The sequence below is a fragment of the Marinitoga sp. 1197 genome (assembly GCF_001021165.1).
GTDB lineage: Bacteria > Thermotogota > Thermotogae > Petrotogales > Petrotogaceae > Marinitoga.
Window position 1 is genome coordinate 1 of record NZ_AZAY01000015.1, and the last position, 16,425, is coordinate 16,425.

The window sequence follows — 16,425 nt, forward strand, 5'->3', positions numbered from 1 at the left end:
GGAAAATGAAAAAGGTAGTGATATATGCTATTTTGTTGATGATGTTTGTAAATATGATTCCAGTAAATATTTTTGCTGATTCAAAAGTTGTTAATGTAAAAGTTTTAACTAATGATGAAATGAAAAACATTATAAGAATAGATATGCCATCTGGAACAAGAAGAGATAAATTAGAAGTGCTTGCTCCAAGATATGTTAAAATTAACTATTAACGAGAGGTGAAAAAGTGAGAAAATTTATAATAGTATTAATAGTTTTTATTAATGTAATGATTTTTTCGCATAATTTATCAATGAAAAATAAAATATATATTGATCCTATTAAAGTTGATTTAGATAAGTATATTGGAACAAATAATGGTCAGATTTTTTTAATAAAAGATATTGATAATTTAAATATTGAAAGATATAATATTTATAATGAAGAGGTAACTAATTTTTTTGAATTTTTTAAAAACTTTTCTCTACCGGTTTTAGTAAAAAGTAATCCATTTTCAAAACAACCATATTACACCGAATTTTTAAAAGTAATAAATGATAAAATTTATATAATAGATCAGATTGGTGAAAAAAGAAATTTGTATATATTTTCACCTAAAAATAATGAAGAAAAAACGATAAAAATAAAAGGAGAAATTCGCTACACTTCCTTTATTTCATTTGATGCCAGGGATAACGATATTTTTTTAATTAATGAAGAAGGATATTTATATTATTATAATATAAATAATGGAGTAAGTAAAAAAGGAAATGGTTTTCCTAATAAAAACAAAATAATGATTGTAAATAATAATGTCTATGTTATTGTATATGATACAACTTTTAAATATCCGCATATAAGTATAATAAAATATGATTTTGATTTAAATATTAAAAACTTTAGCAACAGAGAATATTCGGTAATAGAAACACAGTTTGATTTTATATCAGAAAATGAAGAAAGAGAAATATATAGTAGTTTTATCGAAGATTATATAAAAATCACAAAATTTAAAAATTATATAATAATAATGGATGAAAAGAATTTTTATATAATAGACACAAGAACAGATGAAAAAGGATACTCAAAGTTATTTAAAAAAATACCGATAAAAGAAGTGATCGATAAAAAAGTGGGAAGTATAAACAAATTAATACTAGATGCTGATGAAAAAAATATATATCTTATAAACAAAGAAAATTATATATTATATGTTCTAAGTTTAAATATTTAAAAAATATGGAGGAGTTATCAACTCCTCCATATAATAATGAAGGGTGGTAAGACATGAAAAGGATAATAATATTTTTTTATACAATATTGTGTATAACTATATTTTCTAACAATGGAGAATATTTTAAGAAATATTTTTTAAAAATATTTAATGGAAAAGATTTTCAAGTAGTATTAGAAAACGAGAAAACTGAATTTTATGAATTATCGAATTTTTCCATATACACTAATTATCCTTATAATGATAGATTTTATGGTAATTTAAATGCCGGAATAAAATTAAAAATTTTTGATTACTCACATATGCTGGAGAATAAAAAATTAGAATATCGTAATAAAATTAGTATTGCAAATATTGAAGCAAGAAAAATGAATTATCAAGATATAAAACTTAGGGTGAAAGGATGGTAAGAAAATGAAAAAATATATAATCCTATACTTTTTTTTAGTTGCAATGTTGGTAATTATATTTCCTCATGAATTAAAATATTATTTTAGAGAAATAAAACCATTAAATTTAAAACCAATATATACAATAGCAACAGACAAAAAATATAAATTTGATGATGGTTCAGATATTTCAGAAGAAGAGATTATTACTATACCACAAGAAATAATAAATGAATATTTTCCATTATCTTCTATGTATTGGATAGTTAGCGAAGATGGTAATAATATATATATTTTTAAAGGAGTAGTTGTATCATATGGAATGCCCGTTGATTATTTAGATTTAAAAGAACGTAAAGCCTTTGTTTATGTTATCAATCTAAAAACTAAAAAAATAAAAAAAATACAAATTAAAAAATTTGCACCACCACCATTTGCAGAAGGACTTGCTGTTAGAGATATAAAAGAAAAAAATGGGAAAATATACTTTTTTACAAACAGTGGAATAAGCGTATTTAACAAAGATTTTAAAATGATAGATTTTTATATTTTTGAAGATATTGCAAACCTTATTTCCAAGAAAACAAAAGAAGATTATTATAATAAAAATATTTCTGTAGTTGGATATAGCCACGGAAAGGAAATGATGATAGATAAAAATGAAAATATTCATATAATTAGTAATGTATATGAATATATAAATTCAAAAAAAATTCATAGTGTTATATATCGAAAATATAGTTCATTAAATAAAAAAGAAAAATACTTTGGATATACAATATATGGAATAAAAAAAGAATATGAAATAAAGCAGGAATTATTTGAAACAAGTAAAATGGAATCATTTTTATTAGAAGATAAAGAAATACCATATTTACTGATATTTGAAGAAAATATTAATAATCAAGAATATAATCTTTATAAAAAAATAAACAGACTTGCTTTATGGAAGATTACAGAAGATGGAATAACTGAAAGAAATAAAATTATTGATACAAGATATTCTTTTAGATATGAACAAATTACGCATGCAGCAGAATTAATAGAAAATAATTTATATTTATTAACAACTGACCCAAAAATGGGATACACAAATACAGGAAATTTGTGTTTTATAAAAAAATATGAAATTAAAGATATAGGTTTAGTTGAAAAAAATGCAAAAATATTTTTGAATTTTGGGGATAAAGAACCTGTTCAACCATATAAATTTATACCTACTGATATAAAAATAAAAAAAATAAACAATATACTATGTTATTATGTATATGATAAATTTTATGAAAGATTTGTAATATTTAAAGAAATAGAATAACAGGAGGAAGAGATGAAAAAAAATATTTTTTTACTATTAACAATTTTTGGCATATTCATTATTGCGTATGGGGAAAATAATATTAAAAATATTTTTTTAAATTATGAAGATGCATATAAATACTATGTCTCAAATTTAAATTCAGTCTATGAAATAAAAAATGAAAATAATATATTATAATTTAAAAATTGAAGAGTTTATTGAAACTTATACCAAAATAAAAAATACAAACAGCCTCTCTTGAAATAAAAGAAAAATAATGATATAATCAAAATGAAAAGTGAATAAAAAAGATCCGCAGGGGAGCTACTAATCCGTAGCTGAGAGTGAGGTGGAAGCCTCTGACCCTTATAACTTGATCTGGTTAATACCAGCGAAAGGAGCGGAGCAGAGATAGAAATCAATCTCCTGCTTCGTGCAGGGGATTTTTTTATAGCAGGAGGTGATCTCTTGAGAGTATATATAAACGGTAAAGAAAAAGAGTGTAAAAGCAGTACATTAAAGGAATTACTCGAAGAACTCTCTTTAAGTAACAAACCTGTCGTTGTAATAAAAAACAGCGAAATTATCTCAATCAAGAATTATATTGAACATCGTTTATCCAAAAACGACAAAATTGAAATCATTACGGTAGTGGGAGGTGGTTGATATTAATTTTTACGGTGAAGAAATCAATAATCTATTTTTCATGGGAACAGGAAAATTTAGGGATTATAATATTATGAAAAAAGCCATAGAAGAATCAAATATAGAAGTAGTTACCGTTGCAATGAGAAGGGCTTCATACAGCAACATGAATGAAAGTATTTTAGACTATATTAATGTAAAAAAAATAATGGTAAACACATCTGGGGCAAGAAATGCACATGAGGCATTGTTGATTGCAAAAGCTGGAAAAGAATTAATGAATACAGATTGGGTGAAAATAGAAATCATAAATGATTCAAAGTATCTAATGCCGGATAATCAGGAAACCATAAAAGCATGTAAATTACTAACTGAAAATGGTTTTAAAGTATTTCCTTATATGTATCCTGATTTATATGATGCGCGAAAAATGATAGAAAATGGTGCAGAGATCTTAATGCCACTTGGCTCACCAATAGGTACAAACAAAGGATTCAGAACAAAGGAGTTTGTAAAGATTCTTTTAAACGAATTTGATGTGAAGATAATAATAGATGCAGGAATAGGAAAAACATCACATGTAGCAGAAGCAATGGAAACTGGCTGTCATGCAGTTCTTGCAAACACAGCAGTTTCGATAGCAGATGATCCCGTCAAGATGGTAAAGGCTTTTTCTCTTGCTGCTGAAGCTGGGAGACTCGCATATCTATCAGGAATGCCTGAAGAAAAAGAGGTGGCAGAAGCATCTTCGCCATTGTTCGATTATATAGGAAGAGATTGACATGTTTTCTGAGAATGTTGAAAAAATCATCAAATATGTAGAAAATGAAAGAAAAAAAGAACACTATATCAACTTAAACAAAGAGTTTTTTGCTGTAAATGAAATATTTGGTTTACTTGAAAACATAAATCTTCGAACAATGGCGAAGAAAGTAATGAAAAATAATAGAAAATTCTTTGGTGATGTTATATTTCTATATGCGCCATTATATATATCAAATTATTGCATAAATGGATGTACATACTGCGGATTCAAGGCAACAAACAAGATCCAGAGAAAAAAATTAACATATGAAGAAATAGAAAAAGAGGCTTTATATTTAAAAAACACAGGCATAGACCATGTCCTCATATTAACAGGTGAAGACCCTGTAACTACAGATTTAGATTATCTATATAATACAATAAAATTATTGAAAAGATTTTTCAAAGAGATTTCTATAGAAACGTATTCTTTAAAAGAAGATGATTATAAAGAACTTATTTCAGTGGGATTAATAGGTGTTACAATGTATCAGGAAACATATTGCATAAAAGAATATAAAGAAGTCCATCTTTTTGGCCCAAAAAGCAATTATAAAAAACGCCTAGATACAATAGAACATGCAATAAAAGCCGGAATTAGGGAAATAAATATAGGCGCATTACTTGGATTATATGAACCAGAATTTGAAATAATAATGCTTGCGTATCATATGGATTATCTATTAAAAAATTATCCTGAAATAGAATATGCAATATCCTTTCCAAGGATAAAATCTGCATACAATGTAAAAAACAATTTTTATATTATTCCTGATAAACAGCTTATACATTACATTCTTACTTTAAAATTGATTTTTCCAAGGGTTCATATAAATATTTCAACACGTGAAAATGTTGATTTTCGAAATGCAATCGTGGGAATTGCAACAAAGATGTCAGCTGGTTCAACAACAAAAGTTGGTGGATATACAATATATAAAGAATCAACAAAACAATTTGAAATAGAAGATAAACGAAACTTTCAGGAGTTTATTAACTATATAAAAAGTAGAGGATATAATCCTACAACAGTAAACTGGTTTTAAGGAGGAAAGAAAATGACACAATTGGAATTCGCAAAAATGGGCGTTATTACGGAAGAGATGATAATAGCAGCAAAGCATGAAAATATATCTCCGGAATTATTGAGAGAAAAAATAGCTTCTGGAAGAGTCGTGTTACCCAAAAATAAAAATCATAATTTTAAAAATATCAGAGCTATTGGTGAAGGACTAAAAACAAAGATAAATATTAATATAGGTACTTCTCAGGGATACACGGATTTAAATGAAGAAATTAAAAAGTTGGGAATTGCAGAAAAATATGATGCGGATTCAATAATGGACCTTTCAACATGGGGAGATTTAAGCTATATAAGAAGTGAAATAATCAAAAATTCAAATATCATGGTTGGGACGGTACCAGTATATGATGCTGCAACAAAAGCCGTACAACAGAAAAAAAGAGTAATTGATTTTGAAGCTGAAGATTTCATTCAAATGGTAAAAGACCATGCCGAAGATGGTGTTGATTTTATGACAATACACGCAGGTATTACCAGAACAACCATTGAAAAATTGAGAAATTCAAACAGAATAACAAAAATAGTCTCACGTGGTGGTTCAATAATTGTTGGATGGATGATAAAAAATCACAAAGAAAATCCATTTTACGAATTTTATGATAAAATACTGAAAATATGTAAGGAATACGATATAACAATAAGCCTTGGTGATGGTATGAGACCTGGATCCCTCCACGATGCAACCGATGACCTTCAATTTGAGGAATTATTGAGATTGGGAGAACTTGTAAAAAGAGCCCGTGAAGCCGGAGTTCAGGTAATGGTTGAAGGTCCGGGCCATATGCCAATCGATGAAATTGAGGCCAATGTGATATTACAAAAGAAAATCTGTAATGGAGCACCTTTTTATGTACTTGGTCCAATCACAACGGATATTGCCCCAGGATACGACCATATAACCTCTGCAATAGGTGGGGCTATTGCTGCAGCCAAAGGAGCGGATTTCCTTTGTGCAGTAACACCTGCGGAACATCTCAGATTGCCAACTATAGAAGATATAAAAGACGGGGTAATAGCAACAAAGATAGCAGCTCATTCAGCGGACATAGCTAAAAATAGAAAAAACATGGATATTGATAATGAAATGAGCAAAGCAAGAAAACAGTTCGACTGGGAGAAACAGTTTGAACTTGCATTGGATCAGGAAAAAGCTAAAAAATTCTATACCGCAAGAAAAGGGAAAGAAAGTAATATGTGTTCTATGTGTGGACCATTATGCGCAATGAGAATTACAGAGGAATACCTCGAAAAAGCAGAAATATTGTTAATAGAATAGGAGGAATTATGATGCTTGTATTTTCAGGATTTGATCCATCTGGTGGAGCAGGTATATTACAGGATATATCAATAATGAAAATGTTTAAAATAAGTCCAAAAGCTATTATATCAGCATACACAGTACAGAATGAAAAAGAATTTAAAAGTGTGGAGTTCAGAGAAAACTTTGAAGAATTTGACTTATTTGATAAATTCTTTTTAATAAAGGTGGGAATGGCAAATTCAAAACAAATTAAAATTTTGAGAAAAAGATATAATGAATCAAAAATAATATGGAATCCTGTAATTAAAACCTCTTCAGGATACAATATAATACCACCAGAAGATGTAAATGAAGGTTCAAAATACGTAGATTTAATGATAATGAACTCAGAAGAATATGAAGTGACAGATATCAAATGTGATGTAATAATCACAGGTGGTCACAAAAATACTGAAAAAATAGAAATAATATATAAAAATAAAAGATTCTATTCACCAAGATATAAAAAGGAATTGCACGGAACGGGTTGCGTATTCTCATCTCTAATATCAGCACACATTCATATTGGCTATACCATTGAAGAATCCATAACAGCCTCATTGTACTATATGAATAAACTGGTTGAAAATTCTGAAAGTTCTGTAGAAACAGAAAGAATAACGTATGAAATTCATAGAGATTATATTATCAAAGAACTCTGGAAAATAAAACCTGAGATAATAAAATTGGGAAAATATACCATACCAGAAGTTGGTCAAAATATAGCATTTGCAATGCCAGAGGCAAAAAATGAAAATGATGTTGGAAAATTTCCCGGAAGAATACATAAACTTGGTGATGAAATAAATTTTATACATGAACCAGCATTTTTCGGAAAAAGCCATATGGCAAGGGCGGTTATCGCCACAATGAAATACTTCCCATGGATAAGGTCTGGAATGAATATTATGTATAAAAAAGAATATATTAAAAAGGCTGAAGAAAAAGGTTATAAGACATTTTATCTTGATAGAAGTAAAGAACCGATAGAAATTCAAACTAAAGAAGGATATTCTATTCCATATGGACTTTCAAATATATATGAAACAACAAAAGAACCAGTAGATTTTGTTTGGGATGACGGTTTTTATGGAAAAGAAGCAATGATTAGAGTTTTTGGAAGAAATCCAAAGGAAGTTATTAAAAAAGTAAGGGATGTAGTTTTGTCTGATTGATAGAGTTTTTTTAATAGACAAATAAAATGTATAGGGATAGAAAATACAAAAAAGTTAATTAATTATACTGTATACACTAAAAACTCTAATTTATATGGATTTTTATACAGGAAGAGGATTTTTTATTTGAGGTGCTCGAAGCACCTCATTTTTATTAATAAAATTAGTATCTTCAAAAATTCTAAAATACCATTGTTCACAATACTTTCATATTAGCTTTTTAAAAAGTTTACCTCCCTGGTGTGCAATATAATTGGTTAAATTATTATTTGATTCGGTAAAATCAAACTATACACTTTTACAGGGAGGTTAAATCATGAGTAATAATTCTAAACAATTTTATCTTGATAGGGTGTCCAATTAGTAAAGTAAGTGAAAACTCGAAAATTGCCTGAAAAAATAGCATATGAAGCCGGTCAATTTTGCATGGATGCAAAATTGAGTGAAGCCGAACATGGATGTGAGTCTGATACGACCGGCGAAAATATGCTATTTTTGAAGATTAGCAATTAAGGTTTGAGCAACTTTACTTTTTGGACACTCTTTTATCTTGATTTTGTCTATATAGTATTAAATTTTTCCTGAGTTTGACGCTTATACTTTTTTAATTGCCTGTGTTGCTGCTACAAGGTCAATATCCCATACTGGAGAAAATGGAGGTGAGTAAGCCAAATCCATATTTCTTAGCATATCGACTGTGCCGTTTGTATATAATAATGAAGTAATTGTATTTAACCTTGGGTGAGTTTCACCACCTACAAATTGTGCTCCTAAAATCTTTCCAGTCTTCTTCTCAAAAACAAGTTTAATTTTTAATTTTTTCGATCCTTTGTAATAATGGGCTTTGCTTCCAGATTTAATAAATACGGCATCTGCATCATATCCTTTTTCTTTCGCCTTTTTTAAAGTTAAACCAGTTTTTGCATATTCAATATCTTCAAATTTTGTAATTAATGATCCCACAACACCAATAAATGAATCATTTATACCAGCAATATTTTTTCCCGCAATCCTCCCCTGCTTGTTTGCGGTAGTTCCAAGCGGGATATAAACATTTTCTTTTGTAATAAAATGATTTACTGTTGCACAGTCACCGGCTGCATAAATATCTTTTATATTTGTTTCCATTTTTTCATTTACTATAATAGCGCCATTTTTTGCCATTATTAAACCAGATTCTTTTAAAAATGCTGTATTTGGTTTTACGCCTATTGACACTATAATCATATCAGCAGTATAAACGCTATCTTTTGTTATTACTTTAAATATCCCATTTTCTTTTATAATATTTTCGGCAAAAGTATTCAATACAAATGTAATTCCTTTATCTTTTAAACTATTTATAAATTCCTCATGAATTTCAGGTTCGATTTCACCAAGAATATGGTCAGTTCCCTCAATTATAGTAATATCTATATTATGTTTTTTTAATGCTTCGGCAGTTTCAATTCCGATAAAACCTCCTCCAATTATAATTGCTTTTTTAGGGTTATTCTTATGTATAAAATTTAAAATACTTCTTGCATCATCAGGATTTCTTAATTTAAAAATACCATTTTCTCCCCAGGTATCAAATGAAGGGATTATTGGAGATGCACCGGTAGAAATCACTAGTTTATTATACGAAACAATTTTTTCATCGTTTTGTGATTTTATATATACAACTTTATTCGAAAAATCGATATTATAAGCTTCATGTTCTACAAAAACATCAGCACCTTTTTTTTCTTTAAACTTTTCAGGAGTTAAGGCAATTACAGATTCAGCGGATTCAACATCGCCGCTAATGACATATGGCAGCCCACACCCACCATAAGATATATATGGTTCTTTTTGAAAAATAGCTATTTTCAAATTTTTATTTATCCTCTTTGCACTTGCCGCTGCACTTGTTCCAGCGGCTACTCCGCCTAAAATTACAACATCGTATTCCATTTTTTTCATAACAACACCTCCGTTTATTATTAATGTTTTGCTATTAATATTAACATTATCTTTAAATAATTAAGGAGCATGGCCCCTTAAAATAATAACTATCTATACAAAATATTAATTTAATATATCATAGTAAGACAGCAAAGATAAAAAAACAGAATAAGTCAAATATACAATGCTTGGTATATAAAATAATTGATTTTTTCCAAGTGAAGTTTTTCCAAATAATGAAATTCCAAACCATTGAATACCATATTTGAATATTAAATATAAAATCGAAAATATCATAATCATAGATATTAAAAATTTCATAAAAGCTGTAATTTTAGTTGCTCTTATTTTACCCTTTAAATAATAAATAGCATTAAATTGTTCAAAAATACTATAAGAAAGATATAATATTCCAAGGATTATTATATTAAAAACATCAAGTGTGAATTGGTTTCCAAGCATACTTTGGATTAGCGGTTTTTGAAAATATATTATACTCATAAGTAAAGTTAAAAAAAAGGATATTAAAAAGTTAAAGCTTGAAAAAATAATTTTCAACCATCCAATTAAAGCATTTCCAGAAGAAATATTTTCGACCATTTCTTTTTGTTGCTTAACGCTATTTTCAATTTTTTTAGTTGATTTAATTTTTTCAGACAATAAATGTTTTCTTTTTCTTTTTTCATTGTGGATTTTTAAAGTTGCCATTTTATCCTCCTATGATTTTCATAAATGTGAAAGCTCTATTTTTTTCTAAAAAACAAAATCTCATTTCTTTTAAGTATAAGGATATTTTTGAAAAATCATTTACGGCTTTTAAATAAGTTTTGCATGCTTTTTCAAATGGATAGCCAAATATTCCAGAACTTATTGCAGGTAAAGAAATTGAAGAAAGTTTCATTTCGTCAGCTTTTTTAAAAGAATTAAAAACAGAATTATAAAGCAATTTCTCTTCGTTGTCATTCCCTCCGTGCCATACAGGTCCAACTGTGTGAATGACATATTTAACAGGTAAAGAACCTGCTTTCGTAACAGCAACTTCACCTGTTTTTATTATACCATTATTTTTAATATATTCATCACTTTCTTTTTGAATTTGATATCCTCCTGCTTTAACGATGGCTGCAGCAACGCCACCACCATGAGAAAGATAAGAATTAGCCGCATTTACAATTGCATCAACCTTTTCTTTTGTTAAATCGCCCATAATAATTTTTAAAACGATGTTGTTTATTTTCTTTTCAAATAATACTTTATTCATAACAACACCTCCAGGTACAATCATTAGCAAATTAAATAAAAAATAAATAGATAGTACCTAAAATCATAGGGATTAAAACAGGGAAAAAAGATTTTTTCATATACTCATTAAAAGTAACTGTTTTGCTGTAATTCTTTTCAAGTAAAGATACTCCAACAATATTCTGAACAGCACCTAAAGGAGTTAAATTGGTGCCTAAATTTGCGCCAATAGCATAAGCGTACCATAATTCATAAGGAGCTCCGTTTAATACTAATAATTTAATAACAGGGGCTAATATGAGTGTTCCAGGTACTGCGCTCAAAAATGGAATGACAATTGCAGAAGACCACATAATCACTATCATTAATATTATCGGAGAGCCCATTAAAGGGTTAAAAATATTTGCAATCATCTTAGTTACACCGATTTCTTCTAATGAAAAAGCTATTGTAAATAAGCCCGCATAAAAAAACATGGTATCCCAGTCTAAATCTTTTGACATGCTTTCAAAATCTTTTTGAGTTAACAACATAAGTATTAAAGCTCCAGAAAGAGCGATTAAAGCCAGATCTATCTTTATTATAGAATGAAACATAAAACCCATTAAAACAACAATAAATATTGTAACTCCTTTATACATCAATGACTTATTTTCAATAGCTTTTTCAGGATCCATATTAGATAGTGTTTTTAATTTTTCATTGAAAGTTTTTGTGTCTACTTTGTTGTTGAATTTAAACATAATAAGAACAGAAATAAAGGATAATGTTGTAATTGGAAGCATTGTAATTAAAAATTTTGTAAAATGAAGCTCCCCAATAGAGCCTAAAACAATATTAAGCGGACTACCGATTAAAGTACTCATTCCGCCGATATTGTCGATAGTTATTGTTAACAACATCAACGGAACAGGGTTTATTTCAAGCGTATCAGCAACTAAAAATATAATAGGAGCAATAAGCATAATTGTAATGAGATTATCTAAAAATGCAGAAAAAAGAGCGACTAATAGCATTAGTAAGGTCAAAACTACCCAAAATTTATATCTACTTAATTTTATTGCATTAACAGCGGCAAATGTGAAAAAACCACTTTCTTTTAATATTTCTACTATGATCATCATTCCTAATAGTATTCCGAGCGTTTCAAAACTTACAATTCTTCCAATATTTTCAAATTCTAGGCCGTCTACAGGCTTTAATATGAATAGTAGAATACCAAAGAGAAAGGTAATAATCGATTTTTTAACGTTTTTTGCAAAGATAATAAAATAATATGCTACTATGGTTATCAGTAAAACAATAAACGCTGACATATAGACCGCCTCCAATTAGATAATTTTAACATTATAATTAAACTCTTTTTCTTTAAATTTCTCTTGAAAAATATTTTAAGGTTTAAAAAAGTTTTAAGAGTATATAGCGATGAAAATCAATAATTTTAAAGGTATATTCTTCATAATTTAGTGAAAATGTGTTAAAATATCTATTAGATACGGAGGTGATAATATGTTTGATAACTTTACAGATAGAGCGGCTAAAGTTTTTATTGAAGCCCAAAATGAAGCGAGATTTATGGGACATCCTTATGTAGGAACAGAACATCTGTTATTGGGACTTTTGAAAGTTAGTGGAAAATACTTAACTCAGATTTTTTCGTATTATAATTTAACATACGGAAAAATAAAATCAGAAATAACGAATATAGTTGGAGTAAATGCTTCGCATAATATTGTTGGGGCATCCCCTCAACCTACTCCAAGAGCTAAAAGGATTATAGAATTAGCTTATGATGAATCAGAAATTCTTGGAACTTCACAAATAGATGCCGAACACTTATTGCTTGGGATATGTCGTGAAGGTGAAGGGATAGCAGCACATGTTTTACGAAGATTGGGTATAAACCTTGTTGAAATGAGAAAAAAATTAGCAGATATAATGTTAAACAAAAATGAGAATGAAAAAGGAGTATCACCATTTGTTGAAAAGGATGATGAAAGGTTTAGACAGAGGCAAAATGCAATTAAGCAACTTGAAGGTTATGGAACTGATTTGACGGATAAAGCTGCAAAGGATGAATTGGATCCGGTTATTGGCAGAGAAGTTGAAATAAGAAGGTTAATGGAAATATTAGCGAGAAGAAAAAAGAATAATCCTGTTTTGATTGGTGAAGCAGGAGTTGGTAAAAGTGCTATTGTTGAAGGATTGGCTGAAAAGATAATAAAAGGTGATGTTCCAGAAGTTTTGAAAAACAAATGCATTTTTTCTCTTGATTTAACTTCTCTTGTTGCTGGAACAAAATATCGTGGTGAATTTGAAAAGAGAATGAAAAAATTAATGCAAATACTTGAAAAAAATAAGGATATAATATTGTTTATAGATGAATTGCATATGATTGTGGAGGCTGGGGCTGCAGAAGGGTCTTCAATGGATGCTGCTAATGTTTTAAAACCAGCACTGGCAAGTGGGAATATTACGGTTATAGGTGCCACGACTCCGTCAGAGTATAGGAAATTTATTGAAAAAGATCCTGCTCTTGAGAGAAGGTTTCAAAAAATATATGTAAATGAACCGACATATGACGAGGCAATTGCGATTTTAAAAGGAATAAAATCAAAATATGAAGAGCATCATAAAGTAAAATATACAGATCAGGCGTTGGAAGCGGCTGTTAACCTATCTTTAAGATATATTACAGACAGATATTTGCCGGATAAAGCTGTAGATCTTATAGATGAAGCTGGTGCAAGAATGCGATTGAATGCATTGACTTTACCAAAAAATTTAAAAAAGATGTTAAATAAAATAACGGAATTGGAGAACAAAAAAGAGTATTTTGTTCAAAAAGATAAATATGACGAAGTCGAAGAAATAAAAAATCAGATCAGTGAATTAAAGAAAAAATATTCAAAAAAATATTCAGAGTGGAGAAAAAATGCAGAAAAGGATATAATAGAAATTACAGAAGAGAACATTTCAGAGGTAGTTTCAGATTGGACGGGTGTTCCATTGAAAAAATTAGAAATGTCTGAAATGGAAAGGCTTTTAAACCTTGAGGCAGTATTACATGAAAGAGTGATAGGACAGGATGATGCTATAAAAGCAGTATCAAAAGCGATAAGACGTGCAAGAAGTGGAATTAAAGATCCAAAAAGACCAACAGGGGTATTTCTGTTTTTAGGACCAACCGGTGTAGGAAAAACAGAACTTGCAAAAACAATTGCTGAATATTTATTTGGTGATGAAAAAGCATTGGTAAGAATAGATATGTCTGAATATATGGAGAAATTTAACGTTTCAAGATTAGTTGGAGCTCCTCCAGGATATGTTGGTTATGAAGAAGGTGGACAGTTAACTGAAGCAGTAAGAAGAAGACCATATTCCGTCATTTTATTAGATGAAATAGAAAAAGCACATCCTGATGTTTATAATATATTATTACAGATTATGGATGATGGACGATTAACAGATTCGCAGGGAAGAATAGTAGATTTTAGAAATGCTATTATCATTATGACCAGTAATCTTGGCAGTGAAACAATTAATAAAACCAAGCGATCTATGGGATTTGTGGATGACGAATCTGAAGAGAAAAAGTATAATGAAATAAAACTATCCGTAATGGAAGAGGTTAGAAAAGCATTTAAACCGGAATTTTTAAATAGATTAGATGAAACGGTTGTGTTCCATCCTCTTACAAAGAAAGATATGAAAGAAATAATAAAAATTCAATTAAAAGATTTGGAAAAACGATTAAATGAAAAAGATTTGCATTTAAAATTCAAAGAAGAGGCTATAGGCTTTTTAGTGGAAAAAGGTTTTGATCCAATATTCGGAGCCAGACCACTTAAACGAGCTATTCAAAGATATTTAGAAGATCCTTTATCAGAAGAAATATTAAAAGGTAGATTTAAAGAAGGAGATAGAATAATAATAGAAATTAAAAACGATAATATTCACTTTAAAAAAGGAAGAAAAATATCATCTAAGCAGAAGGTGCTATAATGGCCAAAAAGAATCAAAAATATTTTGTTTGTTCTGAATGTGGTTATGAAAGTACAAAATGGTTTGCAAAATGTCCTTCATGTAATGAATGGAATACCGCGGTGGAATTCACCGCGGATGTTTTTGATGATACGACTGTACAATCAACTTCTGAGATATTATTTTTAACCGATGATATAAAAGAACCTGTAAAAATAAAAACAGGATTTAAAGAATTAGACGAAATTTTGTATGGAGGGTTAGTAGAAAGCGGTGTATATCTCCTAGCTGGTGAACCGGGTATTGGAAAAAGCACACTTTTAACTCAACTTTCTTCCAATATAGGAAATGAAAAAACAGTTATATATGTATCTGGTGAGGAATCTGCAGAACAGGTATTTCAGAGATTCAAAAGGTTAAAGGTAAAAACAAATAAGAGCAAAATAGGACTTGTTTTTGAAAACTCTATGGAAAAAATAATTTCATTAATAGAAAAATTGAAGGATAAACCAGATTTGTTGATAATAGATTCTATTCAAACCATAAAATCAGAAAAGTTTTCATCATATGCAGGTAGTGTATTACAGGTAAAAGAAGTAACACGGTATCTTTCTGAATATTGCAAGAAAAAAGGTATAACTTTAATAGTTGTTGGTCACGTAACAAAGGAAGGTATTATAGCGGGTCCAAAAATATTAGAGCATATGGTTGATGCAGTTTTGCAATTTGAACTTGAAAAAACTTCCGGATTAAGAATGCTCAGAATTTTGAAAAACAGATATGGTCCAACCGATGAAATTTTAATGTTTGAAATGACTCAAATAGGCTTAAAAGCTATTTCTGAATATACACAGTATTTTTTAAAAGATTATAAAAATGCATCTGGCAATGTTTTAACTATTGTTAAAGAAGGAAGTAAATTAATTCCTATTGAAATACAGGCATTGGTAAGCAAACCGGTATATGGAAATCCTAGGAGAGTAACCTCAGGTGCTCCACTTGATAGACTACTTATGATAATAGCTGTTTTGAGCAAAAGATTAAGGCTCCCCTTTGAGTCAAAAGATATATTTTTAAGTACTTCAGGTGGTTTTAAAATATCAGATACTTCAAGTGATTTGGCAATTGCATATGCGTTACTTTCATCTTTATTTGATATTTCAACAGTTGATTCTATAGTTGTTATGGGAGAAATAGGGCTGGATGGGAATGTAAGGCATATTAGAAGTTTGGAGAAAAGAATTGATTTTGCAAGAAAAATAGGAATAACAAATATAGTTATACCAAATTCAAAGTTAGAATATAAGGATATAATAAAAATAAAAAATCTTACCACTATGTTAAAAAAATTTTTTTCCTGAATAAG

The 16,425-nt window shown here is 28.9% G+C and carries 17 protein-coding genes and 1 riboswitch; of the genes, 13 read left to right on the forward strand and 4 right to left on the reverse strand.

All coding sequences use genetic code 11. From position 1 onward, the window contains the following. The 11 genes from X275_RS11685 to X275_RS11495 all read left to right on the forward strand — a co-directional run. The coding region (locus X275_RS11685; protein WP_047267709.1) for a hypothetical protein at nucleotides 1-212 on the forward strand (212 nt) is incomplete at its 5' end. A 14-nt stretch (nucleotides 213-226) separates the two neighbouring features. Continuing rightward, nucleotides 227-1,213: a hypothetical protein gene (locus X275_RS04345; protein WP_047267710.1), complete on the forward strand. Its 987-nt coding sequence runs from the start codon at nucleotides 227-229 to the stop codon at nucleotides 1,211-1,213. A gap of 53 nt (nucleotides 1,214-1,266) precedes the next feature. Next, on the forward strand, nucleotides 1,267-1,623 hold the full coding sequence (locus tag X275_RS04350; protein ID WP_047267711.1) for a hypothetical protein: 357 nt from the start codon (nucleotides 1,267-1,269) through the stop codon (nucleotides 1,621-1,623). Between the two features lie 4 nt (nucleotides 1,624-1,627). After that, entirely contained in the window at nucleotides 1,628-2,917 is a 1,290-nt protein-coding gene (locus X275_RS04355; RefSeq protein WP_047267712.1) for a hypothetical protein, read from the forward strand. A 12-nt stretch (nucleotides 2,918-2,929) separates the two neighbouring features. Continuing rightward, nucleotides 2,930-3,097, forward strand: coding sequence for a hypothetical protein (locus X275_RS11485; RefSeq protein WP_156168676.1), 168 nt, complete (start codon nucleotides 2,930-2,932; stop codon nucleotides 3,095-3,097). Between the two features lie 109 nt (nucleotides 3,098-3,206). Beyond that, a riboswitch (TPP riboswitch) is annotated at nucleotides 3,207-3,316 on the forward strand. 51 nt (nucleotides 3,317-3,367) lie between these two features. Next, a complete protein-coding gene (gene thiS, locus X275_RS04360; protein WP_047267713.1) occupies nucleotides 3,368-3,565 on the forward strand; it encodes a sulfur carrier protein ThiS in 198 nt (65 codons plus the stop codon). Next, a complete protein-coding gene (locus X275_RS04365) occupies nucleotides 3,558-4,325 on the forward strand; it encodes a thiazole synthase (protein WP_084825107.1) in 768 nt (255 codons plus the stop codon). Before thiS ends, X275_RS04365 begins: the two co-directional genes overlap by 8 nt. 1 nt (nucleotide 4,326) lies before the next feature. Next, nucleotides 4,327-5,394 carry a 2-iminoacetate synthase ThiH gene (gene thiH / locus X275_RS04370; protein WP_052913625.1) on the forward strand — a complete coding sequence of 356 codons (1,068 nt, stop codon included), beginning with the start codon at nucleotides 4,327-4,329 and terminating at the stop codon, nucleotides 5,392-5,394. Nucleotides 5,395-5,406: 12 nt separating this feature from the next. Then, nucleotides 5,407-6,708, forward strand: a complete 1,302-nt coding sequence (gene thiC / locus X275_RS04375) for a phosphomethylpyrimidine synthase ThiC (RefSeq protein WP_047267714.1) — start codon at nucleotides 5,407-5,409, stop codon at nucleotides 6,706-6,708. Between the two features lie 11 nt (nucleotides 6,709-6,719). Then, nucleotides 6,720-7,907 carry a thiamine-phosphate synthase family protein gene (locus X275_RS11490; RefSeq protein WP_052913631.1) on the forward strand — a complete coding sequence of 396 codons (1,188 nt, stop codon included), beginning with the start codon at nucleotides 6,720-6,722 and terminating at the stop codon, nucleotides 7,905-7,907. A gap of 372 nt (nucleotides 7,908-8,279) precedes the next feature. Beyond that, a complete protein-coding gene (locus tag X275_RS11495; protein WP_156168682.1) occupies nucleotides 8,280-8,420 on the forward strand; it encodes a hypothetical protein in 141 nt (46 codons plus the stop codon). 81 nt (nucleotides 8,421-8,501) lie between these two features. On the opposite strand, the gene X275_RS04385 is transcribed toward X275_RS11495, so the two are convergent. The 4 genes from X275_RS04385 to X275_RS04400 all read right to left on the reverse strand — a co-directional run bounded on the left by X275_RS04385 (nucleotide 8,502) and on the right by X275_RS04400 (nucleotide 12,391). Then, nucleotides 8,502-9,851 (reverse strand): FAD-dependent oxidoreductase, encoded by a 1,350-nt coding sequence (locus X275_RS04385; protein ID WP_052913634.1) that lies wholly within the window; start codon nucleotides 9,849-9,851, stop codon nucleotides 8,502-8,504. A 105-nt stretch (nucleotides 9,852-9,956) separates the two neighbouring features. Beyond that, nucleotides 9,957-10,541 carry a hypothetical protein gene (locus tag X275_RS04390; protein ID WP_047267716.1) on the reverse strand — a complete coding sequence of 195 codons (585 nt, stop codon included), beginning with the start codon at nucleotides 10,539-10,541 and terminating at the stop codon, nucleotides 9,957-9,959. A 1-nt stretch (nucleotide 10,542) separates the two neighbouring features. Continuing rightward, nucleotides 10,543-11,094 (reverse strand): macro domain-containing protein, encoded by a 552-nt coding sequence (locus X275_RS04395; RefSeq protein ID WP_047267717.1) that lies wholly within the window; start codon nucleotides 11,092-11,094, stop codon nucleotides 10,543-10,545. 31 nt (nucleotides 11,095-11,125) lie between these two features. Continuing rightward, complete coding sequence (locus X275_RS04400) at nucleotides 11,126-12,391, reverse strand: SLC13 family permease (RefSeq protein ID WP_047267718.1); 1,266 nt, start codon at nucleotides 12,389-12,391, stop codon at nucleotides 11,126-11,128. Nucleotides 12,392-12,584: 193 nt separating this feature from the next. Between X275_RS04400 and X275_RS04405 the strand changes: the two genes are divergently transcribed. Further along, nucleotides 12,585-15,080 (forward strand): ATP-dependent Clp protease ATP-binding subunit, encoded by a 2,496-nt coding sequence (locus X275_RS04405; protein WP_047267719.1) that lies wholly within the window; start codon nucleotides 12,585-12,587, stop codon nucleotides 15,078-15,080. Further along, nucleotides 15,080-16,420 (forward strand): DNA repair protein RadA, encoded by a 1,341-nt coding sequence (gene radA / locus X275_RS04410; protein ID WP_047267720.1) that lies wholly within the window; start codon nucleotides 15,080-15,082, stop codon nucleotides 16,418-16,420. Before X275_RS04405 ends, radA begins: the two co-directional genes overlap by 1 nt. Nucleotides 16,421-16,425: the final 5 nt, after the last annotated feature.

Coding starts and splice junctions, on each gene's coding strand:
- X275_RS04350 (WP_047267711.1), top strand. CDS start 1,267: ATGAAAAGGATAATAATATTTTTTTATACAATATTGTGTATAACTATA.
- X275_RS04355 (WP_047267712.1), top strand. CDS start 1,628: ATGAAAAAATATATAATCCTATACTTTTTTTTAGTTGCAATGTTGGTA.
- X275_RS11485 (WP_156168676.1), top strand. CDS start 2,930: ATGAAAAAAAATATTTTTTTACTATTAACAATTTTTGGCATATTCATT.
- thiH (WP_052913625.1), top strand. CDS start 4,327: ATGTTTTCTGAGAATGTTGAAAAAATCATCAAATATGTAGAAAATGAA.
- thiC (WP_047267714.1), top strand. CDS start 5,407: ATGACACAATTGGAATTCGCAAAAATGGGCGTTATTACGGAAGAGATG.
- X275_RS11490 (WP_052913631.1), top strand. CDS start 6,720: ATGCTTGTATTTTCAGGATTTGATCCATCTGGTGGAGCAGGTATATTA.
- X275_RS04385 (WP_052913634.1), bottom strand. CDS start 9,851: ATGAAAAAAATGGAATACGATGTTGTAATTTTAGGCGGAGTAGCCGCT.
- X275_RS04390 (WP_047267716.1), bottom strand. CDS start 10,541: ATGGCAACTTTAAAAATCCACAATGAAAAAAGAAAAAGAAAACATTTA.
- X275_RS04395 (WP_047267717.1), bottom strand. CDS start 11,094: ATGAATAAAGTATTATTTGAAAAGAAAATAAACAACATCGTTTTAAAA.
- X275_RS04400 (WP_047267718.1), bottom strand. CDS start 12,391: ATGTCAGCGTTTATTGTTTTACTGATAACCATAGTAGCATATTATTTT.
- X275_RS04405 (WP_047267719.1), top strand. CDS start 12,585: ATGTTTGATAACTTTACAGATAGAGCGGCTAAAGTTTTTATTGAAGCC.
- radA (WP_047267720.1), top strand. CDS start 15,080: ATGGCCAAAAAGAATCAAAAATATTTTGTTTGTTCTGAATGTGGTTAT.